The organism is Acidianus ambivalens (assembly GCF_009729015.1).
Lineage (GTDB): Archaea > Thermoproteota > Thermoprotei_A > Sulfolobales > Sulfolobaceae > Acidianus > Acidianus ambivalens.
The window spans coordinates 1,297,287-1,310,517 of record NZ_CP045482.1 but is presented as its reverse complement, the minus strand read 5'-3'; the positions used below and the strand labels follow the sequence as shown (position 1 = coordinate 1,310,517).

At 34.9% G+C, this 13,231-nt stretch carries 16 protein-coding genes; 9 read left to right on the top strand and 7 right to left on the bottom strand.

Annotated elements, in window-relative coordinates:
- Nucleotides 1-21: 21 nt before the first annotated feature.
- The 6 genes from D1866_RS07630 (at nt 22) to D1866_RS07605 (ending at nt 5,082) form a co-directional block, all read left to right on the top strand.
- Nucleotides 22-540 (top strand): ADP-ribose-binding protein, encoded by a 519-nt coding sequence (locus D1866_RS07630; RefSeq protein ID WP_155861122.1) that lies wholly within the window; start codon nt 22-24, stop codon nt 538-540.
- 98 nt (nt 541-638) lie between these two features.
- Nucleotides 639-1,070, top strand: a complete 432-nt coding sequence (locus D1866_RS07625) for a PaREP1 family protein (RefSeq protein ID WP_231136273.1) — start codon at nt 639-641, stop codon at nt 1,068-1,070.
- Nucleotides 1,071-1,146: 76 nt separating this feature from the next.
- Nucleotides 1,147-2,283, top strand: coding sequence for an NAD(P)/FAD-dependent oxidoreductase (locus D1866_RS07620; RefSeq protein WP_152941477.1), 1,137 nt, complete (start codon nt 1,147-1,149; stop codon nt 2,281-2,283).
- 563 nt (nt 2,284-2,846) lie between these two features.
- Complete coding sequence (locus D1866_RS07615) at nt 2,847-3,866, top strand: hypothetical protein (RefSeq protein WP_152941479.1); 1,020 nt, start codon at nt 2,847-2,849, stop codon at nt 3,864-3,866.
- 34 nt (nt 3,867-3,900) lie between these two features.
- Nucleotides 3,901-4,296 carry a hypothetical protein gene (locus D1866_RS07610; protein ID WP_152941481.1) on the top strand — a complete coding sequence of 132 codons (396 nt, stop codon included), beginning with the start codon at nt 3,901-3,903 and terminating at the stop codon, nt 4,294-4,296.
- 30 nt (nt 4,297-4,326) lie between these two features.
- A complete protein-coding gene (locus D1866_RS07605; RefSeq protein WP_152941484.1) occupies nt 4,327-5,082 on the top strand; it encodes an SDR family oxidoreductase in 756 nt (251 codons plus the stop codon).
- Here the strand turns inward: D1866_RS07605 and D1866_RS07600 are convergent.
- The 4 genes from D1866_RS07600 to D1866_RS07585 form a co-directional block, all read right to left on the bottom strand.
- On the bottom strand, nt 5,079-5,444 hold the full coding sequence (locus D1866_RS07600; RefSeq protein ID WP_152941486.1) for a hypothetical protein: 366 nt from the start codon (nt 5,442-5,444) through the stop codon (nt 5,079-5,081). The genes D1866_RS07605 and D1866_RS07600 overlap by 4 nt on opposite strands.
- A gap of 88 nt (nt 5,445-5,532) precedes the next feature.
- The gene (locus D1866_RS07595) at nt 5,533-5,760 is read right to left on the bottom strand and encodes a hypothetical protein (RefSeq protein WP_152941488.1); all 228 of its coding nucleotides are present in this window, start codon (nt 5,758-5,760) and stop codon (nt 5,533-5,535) included.
- A 114-nt stretch (nt 5,761-5,874) separates the two neighbouring features.
- Nucleotides 5,875-7,026, bottom strand: coding sequence for an RNA-guided endonuclease TnpB family protein (locus D1866_RS07590; RefSeq protein ID WP_152941490.1), 1,152 nt, complete (start codon nt 7,024-7,026; stop codon nt 5,875-5,877).
- A gap of 52 nt (nt 7,027-7,078) precedes the next feature.
- Nucleotides 7,079-8,101 (bottom strand): MFS transporter, encoded by a 1,023-nt coding sequence (locus tag D1866_RS07585; RefSeq protein ID WP_152941492.1) that lies wholly within the window; start codon nt 8,099-8,101, stop codon nt 7,079-7,081.
- A 53-nt stretch (nt 8,102-8,154) separates the two neighbouring features.
- On the opposite strand from D1866_RS07585, the gene D1866_RS07580 reads away from it, so the two are divergent.
- Nucleotides 8,155-8,745 carry a DedA family protein gene (locus D1866_RS07580; RefSeq protein WP_152941494.1) on the top strand — a complete coding sequence of 197 codons (591 nt, stop codon included), beginning with the start codon at nt 8,155-8,157 and terminating at the stop codon, nt 8,743-8,745.
- Here D1866_RS07580 and D1866_RS07575 read toward each other — a convergent pair.
- From D1866_RS07575 to sor, 3 genes are all read right to left on the bottom strand, one after another.
- The gene (locus tag D1866_RS07575) at nt 8,737-9,675 is read right to left on the bottom strand and encodes a zinc ribbon domain-containing protein (RefSeq protein ID WP_152941496.1); all 939 of its coding nucleotides are present in this window, start codon (nt 9,673-9,675) and stop codon (nt 8,737-8,739) included. The genes D1866_RS07580 and D1866_RS07575 overlap by 9 nt on opposite strands.
- A gap of 50 nt (nt 9,676-9,725) precedes the next feature.
- Entirely contained in the window at nt 9,726-10,577 is an 852-nt protein-coding gene (locus D1866_RS07570) for a DMT family transporter (RefSeq protein ID WP_155861121.1), read from the bottom strand.
- A 109-nt stretch (nt 10,578-10,686) separates the two neighbouring features.
- Nucleotides 10,687-11,616, bottom strand: coding sequence for a sulfur oxygenase/reductase (gene sor / locus D1866_RS07565; protein WP_152941501.1), 930 nt, complete (start codon nt 11,614-11,616; stop codon nt 10,687-10,689).
- 182 nt (nt 11,617-11,798) lie between these two features.
- Here sor and D1866_RS07560 point away from each other — a divergent pair, with 182 nt between their 5' ends.
- On the top strand, nt 11,799-12,485 hold the full coding sequence (locus D1866_RS07560) for a hypothetical protein (RefSeq protein ID WP_152941503.1): 687 nt from the start codon (nt 11,799-11,801) through the stop codon (nt 12,483-12,485).
- Nucleotides 12,486-12,502: 17 nt separating this feature from the next.
- Nucleotides 12,503-13,201, top strand: a complete 699-nt coding sequence (locus tag D1866_RS07555) for a sugar nucleotide-binding protein (protein ID WP_152941506.1) — start codon at nt 12,503-12,505, stop codon at nt 13,199-13,201.
- Nucleotides 13,202-13,231 lie beyond the last annotated feature (30 nt).

The following is a 13,231-nucleotide window of genomic DNA, read 5'->3' as shown; positions in this document are numbered from 1 at the left end:
TCATGCCAAGGGGAGCAAGAAGTGATCGTTTACCTTACTAAGGGAGATATAACAGAAATTGAGGCAGATGCAATAGTTAATGCTGCAAATTCCTTCCTAGAGCATGGAGGAGGAGTAGCTTATGCAATAGTAAGAAAAGGAGGAAAAGAAATACAAGAGGAAAGCAGGGAATATGTAAGAAAGCATGGCCCATTAAAAACGGGGGAAGTCGCAGTGACTTCTGCAGGAAAGCTGAAGGCTAAATACATAATTCATGCAGTTGGTCCTAGGTACGGAATTGAAGGAGAAGAAAAGCTTGAGGAGGCAATAAGGAATTCCTTAAGGAAAGCTGAAGAGCTTAAAGTTAAGAGCATAGCTTTACCTGCAATTTCAACAGGAATTTACGGTTATCCCTACGAGGTCTGTGCAAGGAAAATGGCTAAAGTTTTGAAGGAAAATTGGAATTTGGATAAGATTATAGTTTGCCTCTATACTAACGACGCATACGAGGTCTTTAAGAGAATATTCAAAGAAGAAGGTGTTAATTTCATTGAAGGTTAATCAAAAACGAAGTAACATTTTAGGTAATAAAACGCTTAAAGCTTTTCGTTAAAAATAGAATTCTATGGTTCAGGAATTACCTAAACCTTGGTTTAATCTTGAAGAAGACTAGACTTGAGGAAGCTAAATATGAGGCTGAAATTGCAAGAAAGTTCTTGGAACAAAACCTCATAAGATACGCTGCAGGCAAAGCATTTCAAGCTTGGAAGGCTTTAGTCGCAGCCTTAGCCGTAGATAAGAGGAACGAACTCGAAAAACTTTATCCAGGTTACGTTAAAATAAGAGGAAATAAGAGAGTTAAGAGAGTTGATTGGGTCATACTTATCATGCCTACTACTCTCTTGAAGGAAGTCGCAATGATAATAAGCGATGAAGTTAATAATTTCACTAACATGGCACTTTTGCTTCACCAATACCAATATAATGGGCCGGATAAGGAGGGAGTTGTAAGCTTTTATAGAAGTGACGAAATGGCAAAACAAGATATATTACGGCTTTTGAGCGAAATAGATAAGCTTACAGCAAGTTAATTTTATCATCAATTTTGATCTATTACTCGAATTTTAAACAAGATTAACTTTTATGCCCATAAAATCATTAACACCCATGAACGTACTTATTCTAGGTTCTGGTTATGCAGGTTTAACTGTTGCACATAGGATAAGGGATTACTCAAAGACAATAGATGTAACAATAATTTCTAGGTCAGCTATAGTAAGGGAGAACACTATCTTTCCGCTACTTTTAACTGATGAAATTAAAGTTGAAGATACAGAATTTAATGCTAAGGAAGTGATGGAAAGAAAAGGAGTAAACTTCGTTGAGGCCGAGGTAGAGGCAGTTGAAGATGGGGAAGTAAAAACTTCAAAGGGGACATTTGATTATGATTATCTATTTATTGCATTAGGAGGAGCTTACGAAGAGAACTTTGAAAAAATAAAAGGTCATGAACACGCCTATATGCATCATACTCTTGAAGGCTTCTTAGGGCTTAAGAAAGAACTAAACGAAGCAGAGGACGGAGTAAAAATCTTCGTTGGAAACGCTAAAAATAGCCCTATTGAAGGACCTTCTTATCAAGTAGCGTTAATCTCTGAATTCTTGTTAAGAAAGAAAGGAATCAAGGGTGAAGTTTACTTAGCTACTCAGAGTCCTAGAGGAGTCTTCGGCCCTATTCCTGATCCTAAAATTTCTGAAATAGCAAATAAATACTTTGAGAAGAGGGGAATTCATTTATTAAAAGGTAAATATGTTACTGAAATAAGGAAAGATAAGGTAGTACTTAACGATGGGGAGGAAATAGAAGCAGATATTAAATCAGTATTACCTACGCTTTCTGCGCCTAAAGCAGTCAAGGAGTTTACAGACGACTCGGGATTTATTCCGGTTTCTTTCCCATCATTCTCATATAATGAAAGAATATTTGCACTAGGAGATTCAGCTAAAGGAATGGTGGGACCAAAGACTGCTAGGTCTGCTATGGTTTCTGCAGAGAATGCAACTTATGCTTTTCTTAAGAAAATAGGAATAGATGTTGATAAGCCTTACTATTCGCAAGGAGTACTTTGCATCATGGAAGGAGGCGATGACGGAGGAATTGTTAGGTTCGATAAGAACTCGAAGGAGAGCGTTTCTTTCATACTCTTTGGTAAACATTACGTTACTATAAAGAAAATTTACAGTAGGCTTTTAGTTAATAACGCATTTAACGTACCTTACCACGCCTCATTGCCATTTATTTAAATGGATAGAAAAGTCTCTGCACAAAGATTAAATAGATGAAAATTGAGACTGGAATTTTTGCTTACACTATCCAAAAGTTGTCTAAAGTTAAAATATAGATTTTTTAGGTTCCAAAATCTCTAAAGTTGACTCTTTTCTTGCGTTACTCAACATTATAATAATTTTTATTATTATTATTAATCCACTAAGGACTCTGAAAACTCATTTGAGAAATTAGGTATATCTTGTCAACAATATGCCAGAAATTTAAATAAAACTTGTCATCTAGTTGACCAATTTTATGTAAAACTTGTCATTAAAGTGACAAGTTTACGTAAGTGCAAGAACAAAGGTATTACGTTATCCTTTTTATTTTTAATCTTTCATAACTACGTCCATTAATTTTAAATTTAAAGTAACACGGGCCGTTAATCTAAACAATATTTAAAGTTATCTTTAAATAAGATTGTTGAGGAAATATTAGTATGCAAGAGGCAGTTGTTGAAAAGAAAATAGAAAAGAAGGAAGAAGAGATAAAAACAATAGATATTACGACAGTGAACAGGGTGAGAGGTTTAGATTAAATGCAGTGCAGTGACCTACTGAAGTTAGTAGTAGAAGGAAAAATAGATAAAGAAATTGGAGCATACTATGATTGTTTTTTAAGTTTACAACATTTTTTAAGATTTAATGTTGCTATAAAACTAAAGAGAAAAGTAATAAAAATAGGGAATTATGTTTATTTTGATTTAGATTACGATAGACCTTCAAGCTTCATATCAGGAATTGACGATACTACAGGAAAAATATTTACTATGCCAGTGAGAATGTGCGGTATATATTACGAAACAGAAGAGGAAATAAGAAAATGCATGGGCTTTGATTATCACTACTACGAGAAGTTTGAGTATGCTACCAATGTTAAAATAAGGATTCAAGGAGATCTAGTTATGGATGTAATAAGAGCTTACGATAAAAAAGAGGAATTACTGAAATACATAAATGAAAATAAGGAAAACTTTAGGCAACTTTGGGAAAGTTTCGTAAGGGCTGAACTTGGTAAAAATAAGGAAATGCAGAACGCTGAAGTTTTGATAGGGACTTATCAAGAGTTAATGGATTTTGCACTTAATACTAGAGTTTACAAAGAAGAAGATAGAAAAGATGTAATCAAAGTAGTAAAATTATTAAGAATTATTGAAAATAATGTTTTGACTCTTGCTAAAAAATACGGCATAGAAGTTCATAACTTATATGAAAAACCTAGATCTTCAGAACCTGAACGATATAAATGCATTAGATTCTTGGATATTCAAGAATTTGCTAGAAAATTAAGGGAAAAGAAGGCTGAAGAGTTAAGTGAAAATTTTAACAACTTCGTTTTAAGTCAAGAAAATACAGTAAAAATCAGAATAGGACATTATACAACTCCTCATGAAATCTCATTAACCGGAGTAATAACCGATGTTGTAGAAGGTAGAAGAGTAAATGCGCTAATTCTTAGTCCTCAAAAGATTACTGTAAAACATCCAGAGCACGGCGTTAACGAATTTTATGTGCCAAAGCCGTCATATGTGCAGTTCAGACTTATGGAACCTTTTTAAGCATAAATTCATAGTTTAAGAGAGATGAAAGATTATGAACTTATTTAGGTTTTTGATTTACATTTCATTATTTTTGCTATCAATACAATTTATAGACGGTATGTGGCTTAACTTATTTGTACAATTTTCACCGTTTACTGGAATGATGAATTTCATGTTTAATTACGGCCCTATTTTTATGTTTCATGTATTTATTGGGTTTATTTTATTTATATTGTCACTGATAGAATTTGTGGTATTTACTAGAAACCAGCCAATTGGTGTGTTTTTACCTTTATTAAATCTTTTATCTATAATAATGGCGGGAATTTCTGGAATGTTATTTATGATGACTGGATTTGGCAATAATTATTACTCATTTATAATGGCAATAGGATTTATTATATCTATTATGTCTAATTCGTTAATGCTAGTAAAAGTTCGGTTTTAAATTTTTTAGCTATCAAACATATCCCCCTTTATGGTCTCCGGAAAAACAGTTGTAATAACTGGAGGAACTAGAGGAATAGGAAGGGCAATAGCCGAGAAGTTCTTTTCAACAGGAAATAAGGTAATTGTTCTCTATAATTCGTCAGACCAAGAAGCCGAAAAAATGAAAGAAAGAGGATTTTACGTTCTTAAATGCGATGTTTCAAAAAGGGATCAAGTAATAGCTACAGCAAAGAAAGTATCAGAAATAACTAAGACCGTTGATATTCTAGTAAATAATGCTGGAATTTGGTATTTAATGCCATTTGAGGAGTTTGATGATGAGAAATATAGGAGGATGCTGGAAATAAACTTAAATGGAGCAATTTACGTTACGCACGCGTTCTTACCTTTAATGAAAGAGAAAGGTGGAGCAATAATAAATATCGCTTCAAATGCAGGCATAGGAACTTCTGCTTTGGGCACCACATTTTATTCAATTACTAAGGCGGGAATAATTATCTTGACTAGAAGGTTAGCATACGAGCTGGGTAAGTATAATATAAGAGTTAACGCAGTTGCTCCAGGCTGGGTAGAAACGGACATGACAATAGGTGGGAAGAGCGAAGAAGAGATAGAAAGACTTAGGCAATGGTTTAGAGAAAGAACAATGTTGCACACTACAGGAAAGCCAGAAGATATTGCAAATATAGTTTACTTCCTAGCTGGCGATGAGGCTAGATACATCACTGGACAAGTTATTGTGGCTGATGGAGGAAGAATCGATTACTTAACTCATGGAATTTAAGACTTTGGCATGTTTTTCATTAATTTTTCTTTTACTGACTCATCTAGGGAATTTAAGACTTCCATTACTATCTTGGAATCTCTATCTTGAACTTCTTTTGGCATCTCTGAAACTACCTTCATTCTTAAAGAGAGAATTGATTTTATTACACTATCATCAAACATTGAAATGACTCTCATTGTACCTTCACACCAATTCTTATAATCTTCGTCGCTTGCTTTGGATAAGGCAGTTAATAAGTCCTTTACAGCACTTTCGGCAGTTTTAGGATCCATTGAAAGTAATGTCTGAATTATCTTTTGTATATTATCTATCCTATTTGTATAAGGAAGTTGAGCTATTTGAACTGGATTTATACTCATGTGATATCTTTTTCACAAAACTTTTTATTCTTATCCATTTCTTTTTAACTTCAAAAAATATAAATGGATAAGGTAGTAGATTTTATTCTTATTCACGCTTTTCATAATTCCTAAAGAATATATAATAAAGCAAAGGGTCAAATAGAGAAATCACACCTCCAAGAAAAATTGATAATGCAAAAAGCCCTGCAGAAAATAATGCCCCGGAAATTAAACTACCTAAGCCATAAGGTATTCTTCTGGCTAAACCGGTTATTGAAGTGCCGCTAGCTCTCTCTTTATCGGAGAAAACGTCCATAGCTAATGATTGCCTCATAGGTATCGTTACAGTATAAGTTACTCCCCTAGCTAGGAATAAGATCGATGCTATAAGAAATGTTGGAGAGAAAGGTATTAAAACTGGCTTCCTCCCCGCCAGCGGGGGTTCCCCTCATCGATTCGCTCTTACATCCCTCATTTGAGGGGCAGTCGAGAGGCTCAGAGAACCCCTCCCATTAAGATTAACTACAGCAATAACGTCACGATCATTCTCATAACCGCACTTTAAACAACGGAAATACCTATAACCCACCTCAACCATCCTTTGACCGCATTTTGGGCATGAGATTGAAGAATAACTGGGATTAACAAACTCGACTACCATTCCACGCTTCCTAGCCTGCCAAACAATCCAATACTGAATACGACGATACTGCATCAAGTAGAGTTTATCCCTAAACTCACCTGGCAGTCTATCTACGTTTTTGATGAGGTTCTTAAGACTCTCCAACTTAACAACATTAGCACCCATCATTCTCGCTACTTCAACAACCCACTTCCCAACTTTCCTAGCAAAATCCTCCATAACCCTCTTAGCCTTTATGTGGAAAGAACGGACTCTATACAAGATCCTCTTATTCTCCCTCCACCTTCTAGGGTATTTTCTTTGTAGGTTTTCAGCTAAAGACTTCCAGTGATGAACCTCTTCGAGACGAGTTGGGATCCTAACGTAGTTTCTGTCGTCCTTGCCAACTACTATCTCAGCCATGTTAATATCAACGGCAATACTTTCCTTTGACTCAACTTTCCCTTCTTCCTCTTCCTCAAAAACGACCTTTAGAAAAGCCTTACCGTCTCTGACTACCAACCTAGACTCCTTCATTTTCCAACTCATGTGGCCCTTGAGGTTTCTAGGATAACCTAGAATTTGAAGTTCTCCAACACCAGCAATTCTAACAGTCATTGTTTCAAAGTCCACGCTATAACTTGCCTTTGGTGTTAGCCATACAGTGGGTTTGTACACTCTAGGAAAACGCCCTCTTCTCGGATTATTATACCAAGCCTTGTATATTGAAAGGGCATCCCTATAACAGTCCTCAGCAACCTTTGAAGGTAGATTATACTCCTCCTTTAACTTCTCATACAACTCCTCGTGGACTTTCGAAAGCACCCCTTTCTCATTCGGGTCTGGAACATTTTCCTTCAGCCAGAATAGGGTGAAACGGAGTGCTTTAACGTAGTTGATCATAAGGGCTAGGAGGGGTTCTGATAGAGCGATCTTCATAGAAACAGTTGCTCTGATCGCTTTAACCCTCCTAGCCATTAATGAAGTTTAAGAAAAAGAAATATTTAAACACGGGCTATCCATCCCCGCCTCAGAGAGGCGAGGCTTTCCGCCCCCTTAACCCCCTTCTCTGTAAGAAAAGTGAAGATAGACCTCTAAGTGTTGAGATACTTTTAACTCTTCCTATTATCTTTTCTATCCTATCTGCAAATAAGAAAGAAATTCCTACTAAGCCATAGGAAATTGAATACAAGTAGCTTATTTCACTTTCCGTAGCATTAAAGTTAAGTTTAAACCAAAGAGGTATTAAAGGCATAACCATTCCTAAGCCTATACTACCTAAGCCACCGGCTATAGAAATTTTAGAAATTGAGGAGAAAGAAGCTTTTGGTATGCTTATTTTTCCTGTTCCGCTATCCTTATCTATTAGGTAAACAAAGAAGATAGAAAATAATGAAATTATAAAACCTAGCGTAAAAAGTAATGAGTAAGAAATTGAAGGAGGATACACAGTGGTTATTAAATCTGATATTAACCCGCCTGCAAAAGCAGAAATTGTCGCTGCTGCGAAATTTATGGAATATAATTTAGTCCTTTCTTCTGGCCTCGAATAATCAGCAATTAAAGCAGTTTGCAGTGGGTTAAAAGGGCCTCCTCCTGCTCCTCCTCCAATACCGCCTCCTGAAGCAGTACCTACTCCTAAAACTGAAGTTAGAAATACTATTAATGGAATTTTTATGAAGGCAAAAATGAATAAATTTAAGGAAAAGAGAATGCTCAAAAGTAGTAAAATATTCCTCTTGCCATAGGCATCTTCAAGGAAGCCAGAAAGGACCAAGAGAAAAGACATTGAGATTGTAGCTATAAGAAAATAAATTCCTATGAGAAAAGTGGGAATACCTATTTTATGCAAATATAAAGGGACAAGAAAGGACATATAACCTAAGGGAAGACTTCTGAATATCCTTGATAAAACGATATATCTTATGTTTGCTTCCATAGTTAACTTATTTACCCTATCTTTTCTTTTATATTTTACGTAAGCTATATAGTTTATATAGTATCTATCTATATCTTCTATCCATTGGAAATAGTAAGGTTCTTTAAACTTCATTAGACCCGATACCTCTGAAAAAATTTTAAAATACGCATAATTAACAATCCTTAATGTACGAATTTATCTCACAACTGAGTTACATCGTAATTTTTATATTAATGGTATTAGAAGGAATGAGTTTACCTATTCCGAGCGAGATTATTATGCCTTTAGTCGGTTATTATTCTTTTAAAGGATATATAAATATCGAGATTGGAATAATTTCTGGTACAATAGGCAGTTTGGTAGGTTCTTTAATTGATTATTTTATTGCAGAGAAGCTTGGAATTCCATTCTTATCTAAATATGGAAAAGTCTTTGGAATAGACGATAAAAAACTTAACATGCTCGGCACGTGGTTCGATAAATATGGAATTTTTGCAGTATTTGGCTTTAGATTTATTCCTTTATTTAGAGCGTTAATTTCCTTCCCTGCAGGTCTAGCAAGAATGAAAATAGTGAAATTCATCTTAGCAACTTTTTCTGGACATATAATATGGAATACAGCTCTAGCACTCATTGGATACGAATTTGCTACACAATGGGAAATGATCATTAATCAGATAGAAAAACTAGGTTATATAATTGCTGGCATAATAATCCTAGTAATAGTAGCATATATAATAGCTATACTTATAAAAAGGAGAAGAAACTTAAGATGATTGTTTTTCAACTTGTAAGGGAGCACCGCAGTTAGAACAGAATTTAGCACCAGGAGAATTTATTGTACCGCATTTAGGACATTTTAGAGGAGTCTGCGGAGCGCCACAGAACGGACAGAATTTTGAACCTTCAGGAATTTCTTCCCCACACTTCCAGCATTTGACCATTTTTGTTGACTGTTGCACTGTACGCTGAGGAGTAGGTTGCACAGCGGTCTGAGGAGCTGCTTGCTGAGGAGGATAATATTGCTGGCCATACTGTTGTGGAGGATATTGTTGTGGATAGCCTTGTTGACCATACGGTGGCTGACCGTAAGGCTGTGGATAGCCAGGCTGACCTACTGGGTATCCAGGGGGTGGAGGTGCGGTAGTTATTAACATCATTATAGTATTCATTAATTGTTCTTCATTAGCATAGTCTTGGTATAAATGATATAAATCGAGAGCAGTTGCTCCTCCTCCTGCTAGTTCTACCAGCTTACTATGAAGTACATCATCTCCTAACAAGTAAGTTCCGCCTGCAGTAGCTGCTACTGTTAATAAATCTTGCATTAGGTTAGTTATCCCTGTCTCTACCATTACGAAACCTTGACCTTCACATATTCTTATAGTATAAGCCTTATTACCTGCAGTTAAATCTCCCAGCAAGCTCGTATGCTGAGCTTGTATTACGGCCATGTTTTGTCCAACCATCGGATAAGCTTGAAATCCTTGACCCATTAAGTACATTACTGCTTGTTGTGCAACATATTGTAGGTCTATCGGATGATTTATTGGTATCATCATCTGTTTTCCTCCTAAGCCTATAGGCTGGGCGCACATAATGAAAGAAAAATTAGAATTCTGTTGATAGTACGGATTTCCTTGCGGATAACCTTGAGTGGGATACCCTCCTTGAGGATAGTATGGATTTCCGTAAGGATAACTCATATGCTATTCTTTCTTGCACTAGTATTTAAAAATAGTTGAGATAAAATTCGCTATACATGAAATCTTCCATTTATTATATTAGATTTGTTAATCTTCTTCTCTAACCTAGATATTAAAATTCCAAGAAACATAACACCTATCCCTTCAATCATACCAATGTTTACATTAACTCCTCTAAGCTCATCAACTGCAGTACTTACCGCAGGGACCGAAAAACTAAGGACAGTAACCTTTGATACTCTCTCAGTTTTTAGCATTGAATTCCATAAGTAAAAAGAAATCCCTCCTCCAAGTACTGAAACGTATAATAGATCTACTAGGAAATTTATCGAATATTTAAAGTAAAATTGAATAGGAGATAGCGTAAAAAAGATTAAAGAACCCAATAGTAATTGTACAGCATTAACTGAAGTAGCATCAAAACCCCTTAGTTTTCTAAAATAGACTGTAAATAATGCCCAAAAGAAAGCATTTATTAGCGTTAATACTATACCTATTAATGAGAAGTAAATACCTAGATTTAGAGAATAAATTACAACACCGCTGAAGCCTATCAAAATACCTATAACTTCAGTCTTAGTAGTCTTTTCTCTAAGTATTAATGTCGATAAAGGAATGGCAATTAATGGCATTGTATAACTTAATACTGCTGATTCAGACGGTTCAACGTAAAGTAATCCGTAAGCCCAAAAAGATGTACTTAAAGTAGTAAAAATTGAGAGAAGAAAAATATCCCTATTCAATGTTAGCTGTTTAGCAAATGGTAATAATATTATTCCACCTATTAGGAACCTTAAAGCCATAAAGAACATGGGAGATGCATAATATAACCCATCCTTAACAAATGTATAAATAAGTGAATTAATTAACACATAAGGTACAATATAATATAACTTTACCACAACCTAAAGCGATACTGTTCAATTATATAATTATCTCATAATGAGCACTCTTCCAAATTCATTTACATAATAGATGAGAAAGAAGTACAAAAGGAGAAAAAATAAAAAATTATTGTTCGTTTAAATATTCTCTCCAGAATGTGCCTTCCATCATTGGATTTAATATTCTAATGTAAGGTCCGTATACTAATGTGTCTAAAACTTCGTCGTGTACTTGTCTTAGCTCAGGATATAATAGTACTCTACCCATTCCAAACATTAAAGCATCAGTATTTGCCCATTCTACATGAACTATGTATTGTTGTGGAGTATTCTTTGCTTCTGGGACTGAATACATTACATTATTTGGATCTGGCTCAAGTGATCCAGGGTTCTCTAAGACTTGATGGAATCCCTTGGCACCGAATTGCATGCTTCCAATTCCGGAAACTCCTATTTCCTTTAATACCATTGCACCTAAGAAGCCAGGAGCTTTCTTTAACATTTCTAAAGTCCTAACTATTGCGTCCTCAAATTGCTTCTCTTTGCCTGGAATTACTGAGTGCTCTGCAAAGGCAACAACTCTCTTTCCATATGGTTGTGAAATAACTGGAATATCTAAAGGCTTTCCTTCTGCGAACTTCTTTCCTACAACTGCAGTGAAGTCGGTCATTTCAGTGTTTATAGGCATGTTTGCGTAGATTATTTCATAAATTGGCTCCCAGGGTCCCCATATCATTTGTGAAGCGCATGAATAGCATAGCCTGAATAAGTAACTCCAGTTTTGCCTGTGCATTTCTTCATGGTCTTTCCAATCTTTCCAGAAGGTGTACTGTAAAACTCTGACAGTACTACTTTCCTTAGTCATGTCCATTTTAGCTCCGCCGTATCTGTTTCCGAATGGCAAAATTCCTATTTGTATATGGTTTTGAAAACCAACAAAGCCCGGATGCCTTGCTGTTACCATGCAGACCTTCGGTCCTACTGAGGCAAACATTTCAAAAGTTTTAGGTTCATTCTTTAATTCTGCCATGTTTATAGCAACGTATGGTTTCGGCATTTTTGGTCAAATATACATTTCTGTCTACTTTTATATTCTTTCTTTCATAAAAACTAGATAAAGTATAACTTAGCTTTAACATTACATTAACCTATATGTAAAATAGAATATAAATATTTTTGGTATTTTTTCTCTACAAAAAAGAAGAATAGATTTATTTCCTGAATAAAGTAGATTAGATTATGGTCGATTATTTAGCACTATTATCTTCCCAAAACCCTTACGATAGATTAGATGGTTGGTTCAAAATAGATTGGCTAATTCAGAACAATATTGTAACTAAAGAAAAACTAATTGAAATGAAGGATAAATTCCTCGATTTACTCAGTTACAATGACGATACAGTAAAGCTACATGCTTGGAGAATGGTACCGCAATTGATTAATAAAGGAATCATAACTGTTAAAGACGTTAAAAAATACGATTTCTTATCTCTCCTTTACGATTCTGAGGCTTGGCTACTTGTAAAAGACCTAGTAAATTCCGGTGTAATAGATATAGAAAGCGTAAAAAAAGAAAAGGAGAAATATATAGCTTTACTTAAAGGTAATGAACTAGATAGAATAGCTAGCTGGTCCCTAATTCTAGACATAGTTAACCTAGGAATAATTGATAAGAATGACGTCGAAAATAATAAGAAATATTTATTAGAACTTTTTAATTTTCCAGCTTACGATATAAGGTTTAATTTACTATTCTTGGTCGCTGAATTAATAAGTAAAGGAGTTCTCTCACCTAAAGAACTTGAACCTTATGAGAAAAAGATCGAAGAAATAGTAAAGGATAAAGATTTTAATCAATTCGTGAAAATTTACGAGAAAGATCCAAGAGAACTAGAAAGTATAGGAATTCATGTTTTTAATTCCTAATCACTTTCATTTATTTTATGATTGGAATAACAGATGAAGGAGAATTAGCCAGAGCGTTAACTAATGCAATTGACGATGAATTCATATTTATAGACTCTCCAAAGAAAGTTTATGAAACTAAGCCTGAAATAGTTATACATACATTGGAGGATAATTCAAATAATCCTTCAATGTGGAATCTGAATACATGGTTTGCAATAAATATAGCCAAAGCCGCGAATAAAATAGGCTCTTTAAACGTTTACTTCTCAACGTTCATGATATATGATGGGAAAAGGGGATATTATTCAGAAACTTCAACGCCAAGTCCTTTAAATTATTATGGAATGACTAAGTTAGTAGGAGAAACGGCCATAGCTTCACTTGGCAACTATCTCATTTTAAGGCTTGGCGCGGTTTACTCTCCATCTTATAGGGGCATTTTATTTCATATAATTAAAGCATTAATAAAGAAAGGAATAGCTAAATGTAATACTAACCTCTATTTGTCACCAATTTCAGTAAAGGACGTAGCTTACGCTGTAAAATATCTTTTAAAGAAGGATGCAAGGGGAGTAATAAACTTAGCGGGGAAAAGGTTTTCTGAATACGATATTTGCAAAAAGTTTTCAGACGATTACGGTGGGCTAATTATACCAGTAGAAGGAAAATATTTCGATTTTTCCCTAGATAATTGGTTATTGAGAAGTTTCGGTTTAAAAATAGATGGAATTTAATTATGGCCGTTGACAATAGTTTCCGATAAA

Excerpts from the sequence above, each read along its gene's own strand:
- D1866_RS07595 (WP_152941488.1), bottom strand. The coding sequence starts at position 5,760 with ATGAGGCAATCATTAGCTATGGACGTTTTCTCCGATAAAGAGAGAGCT.
- D1866_RS07590 (WP_152941490.1), bottom strand. The coding sequence starts at position 7,026 with ATGGCTAGGAGGGTTAAAGCGATCAGAGCAACTGTTTCTATGAAGATC.
- D1866_RS07575 (WP_152941496.1), bottom strand. The coding sequence starts at position 9,675 with ATGAGTTATCCTTACGGAAATCCATACTATCCTCAAGGAGGGTATCCC.
- D1866_RS07605 (WP_152941484.1), top strand. The coding sequence starts at position 4,327 with ATGGTCTCCGGAAAAACAGTTGTAATAACTGGAGGAACTAGAGGAATA.
- D1866_RS07620 (WP_152941477.1), top strand. The coding sequence starts at position 1,147 with ATGAACGTACTTATTCTAGGTTCTGGTTATGCAGGTTTAACTGTTGCA.
- D1866_RS07600 (WP_152941486.1), bottom strand. The coding sequence starts at position 5,444 with ATGAGTATAAATCCAGTTCAAATAGCTCAACTTCCTTATACAAATAGG.
- D1866_RS07560 (WP_152941503.1), top strand. The coding sequence starts at position 11,799 with ATGGTCGATTATTTAGCACTATTATCTTCCCAAAACCCTTACGATAGA.
- D1866_RS07580 (WP_152941494.1), top strand. The coding sequence starts at position 8,155 with ATGTACGAATTTATCTCACAACTGAGTTACATCGTAATTTTTATATTA.
- D1866_RS07585 (WP_152941492.1), bottom strand. The coding sequence starts at position 8,101 with ATGAAGTTTAAAGAACCTTACTATTTCCAATGGATAGAAGATATAGAT.
- sor (WP_152941501.1), bottom strand. The coding sequence starts at position 11,616 with ATGCCGAAACCATACGTTGCTATAAACATGGCAGAATTAAAGAATGAA.
- D1866_RS07615 (WP_152941479.1), top strand. The coding sequence starts at position 2,847 with ATGCAGTGCAGTGACCTACTGAAGTTAGTAGTAGAAGGAAAAATAGAT.
- D1866_RS07555 (WP_152941506.1), top strand. The coding sequence starts at position 12,503 with ATGATTGGAATAACAGATGAAGGAGAATTAGCCAGAGCGTTAACTAAT.
- D1866_RS07610 (WP_152941481.1), top strand. The coding sequence starts at position 3,901 with ATGAACTTATTTAGGTTTTTGATTTACATTTCATTATTTTTGCTATCA.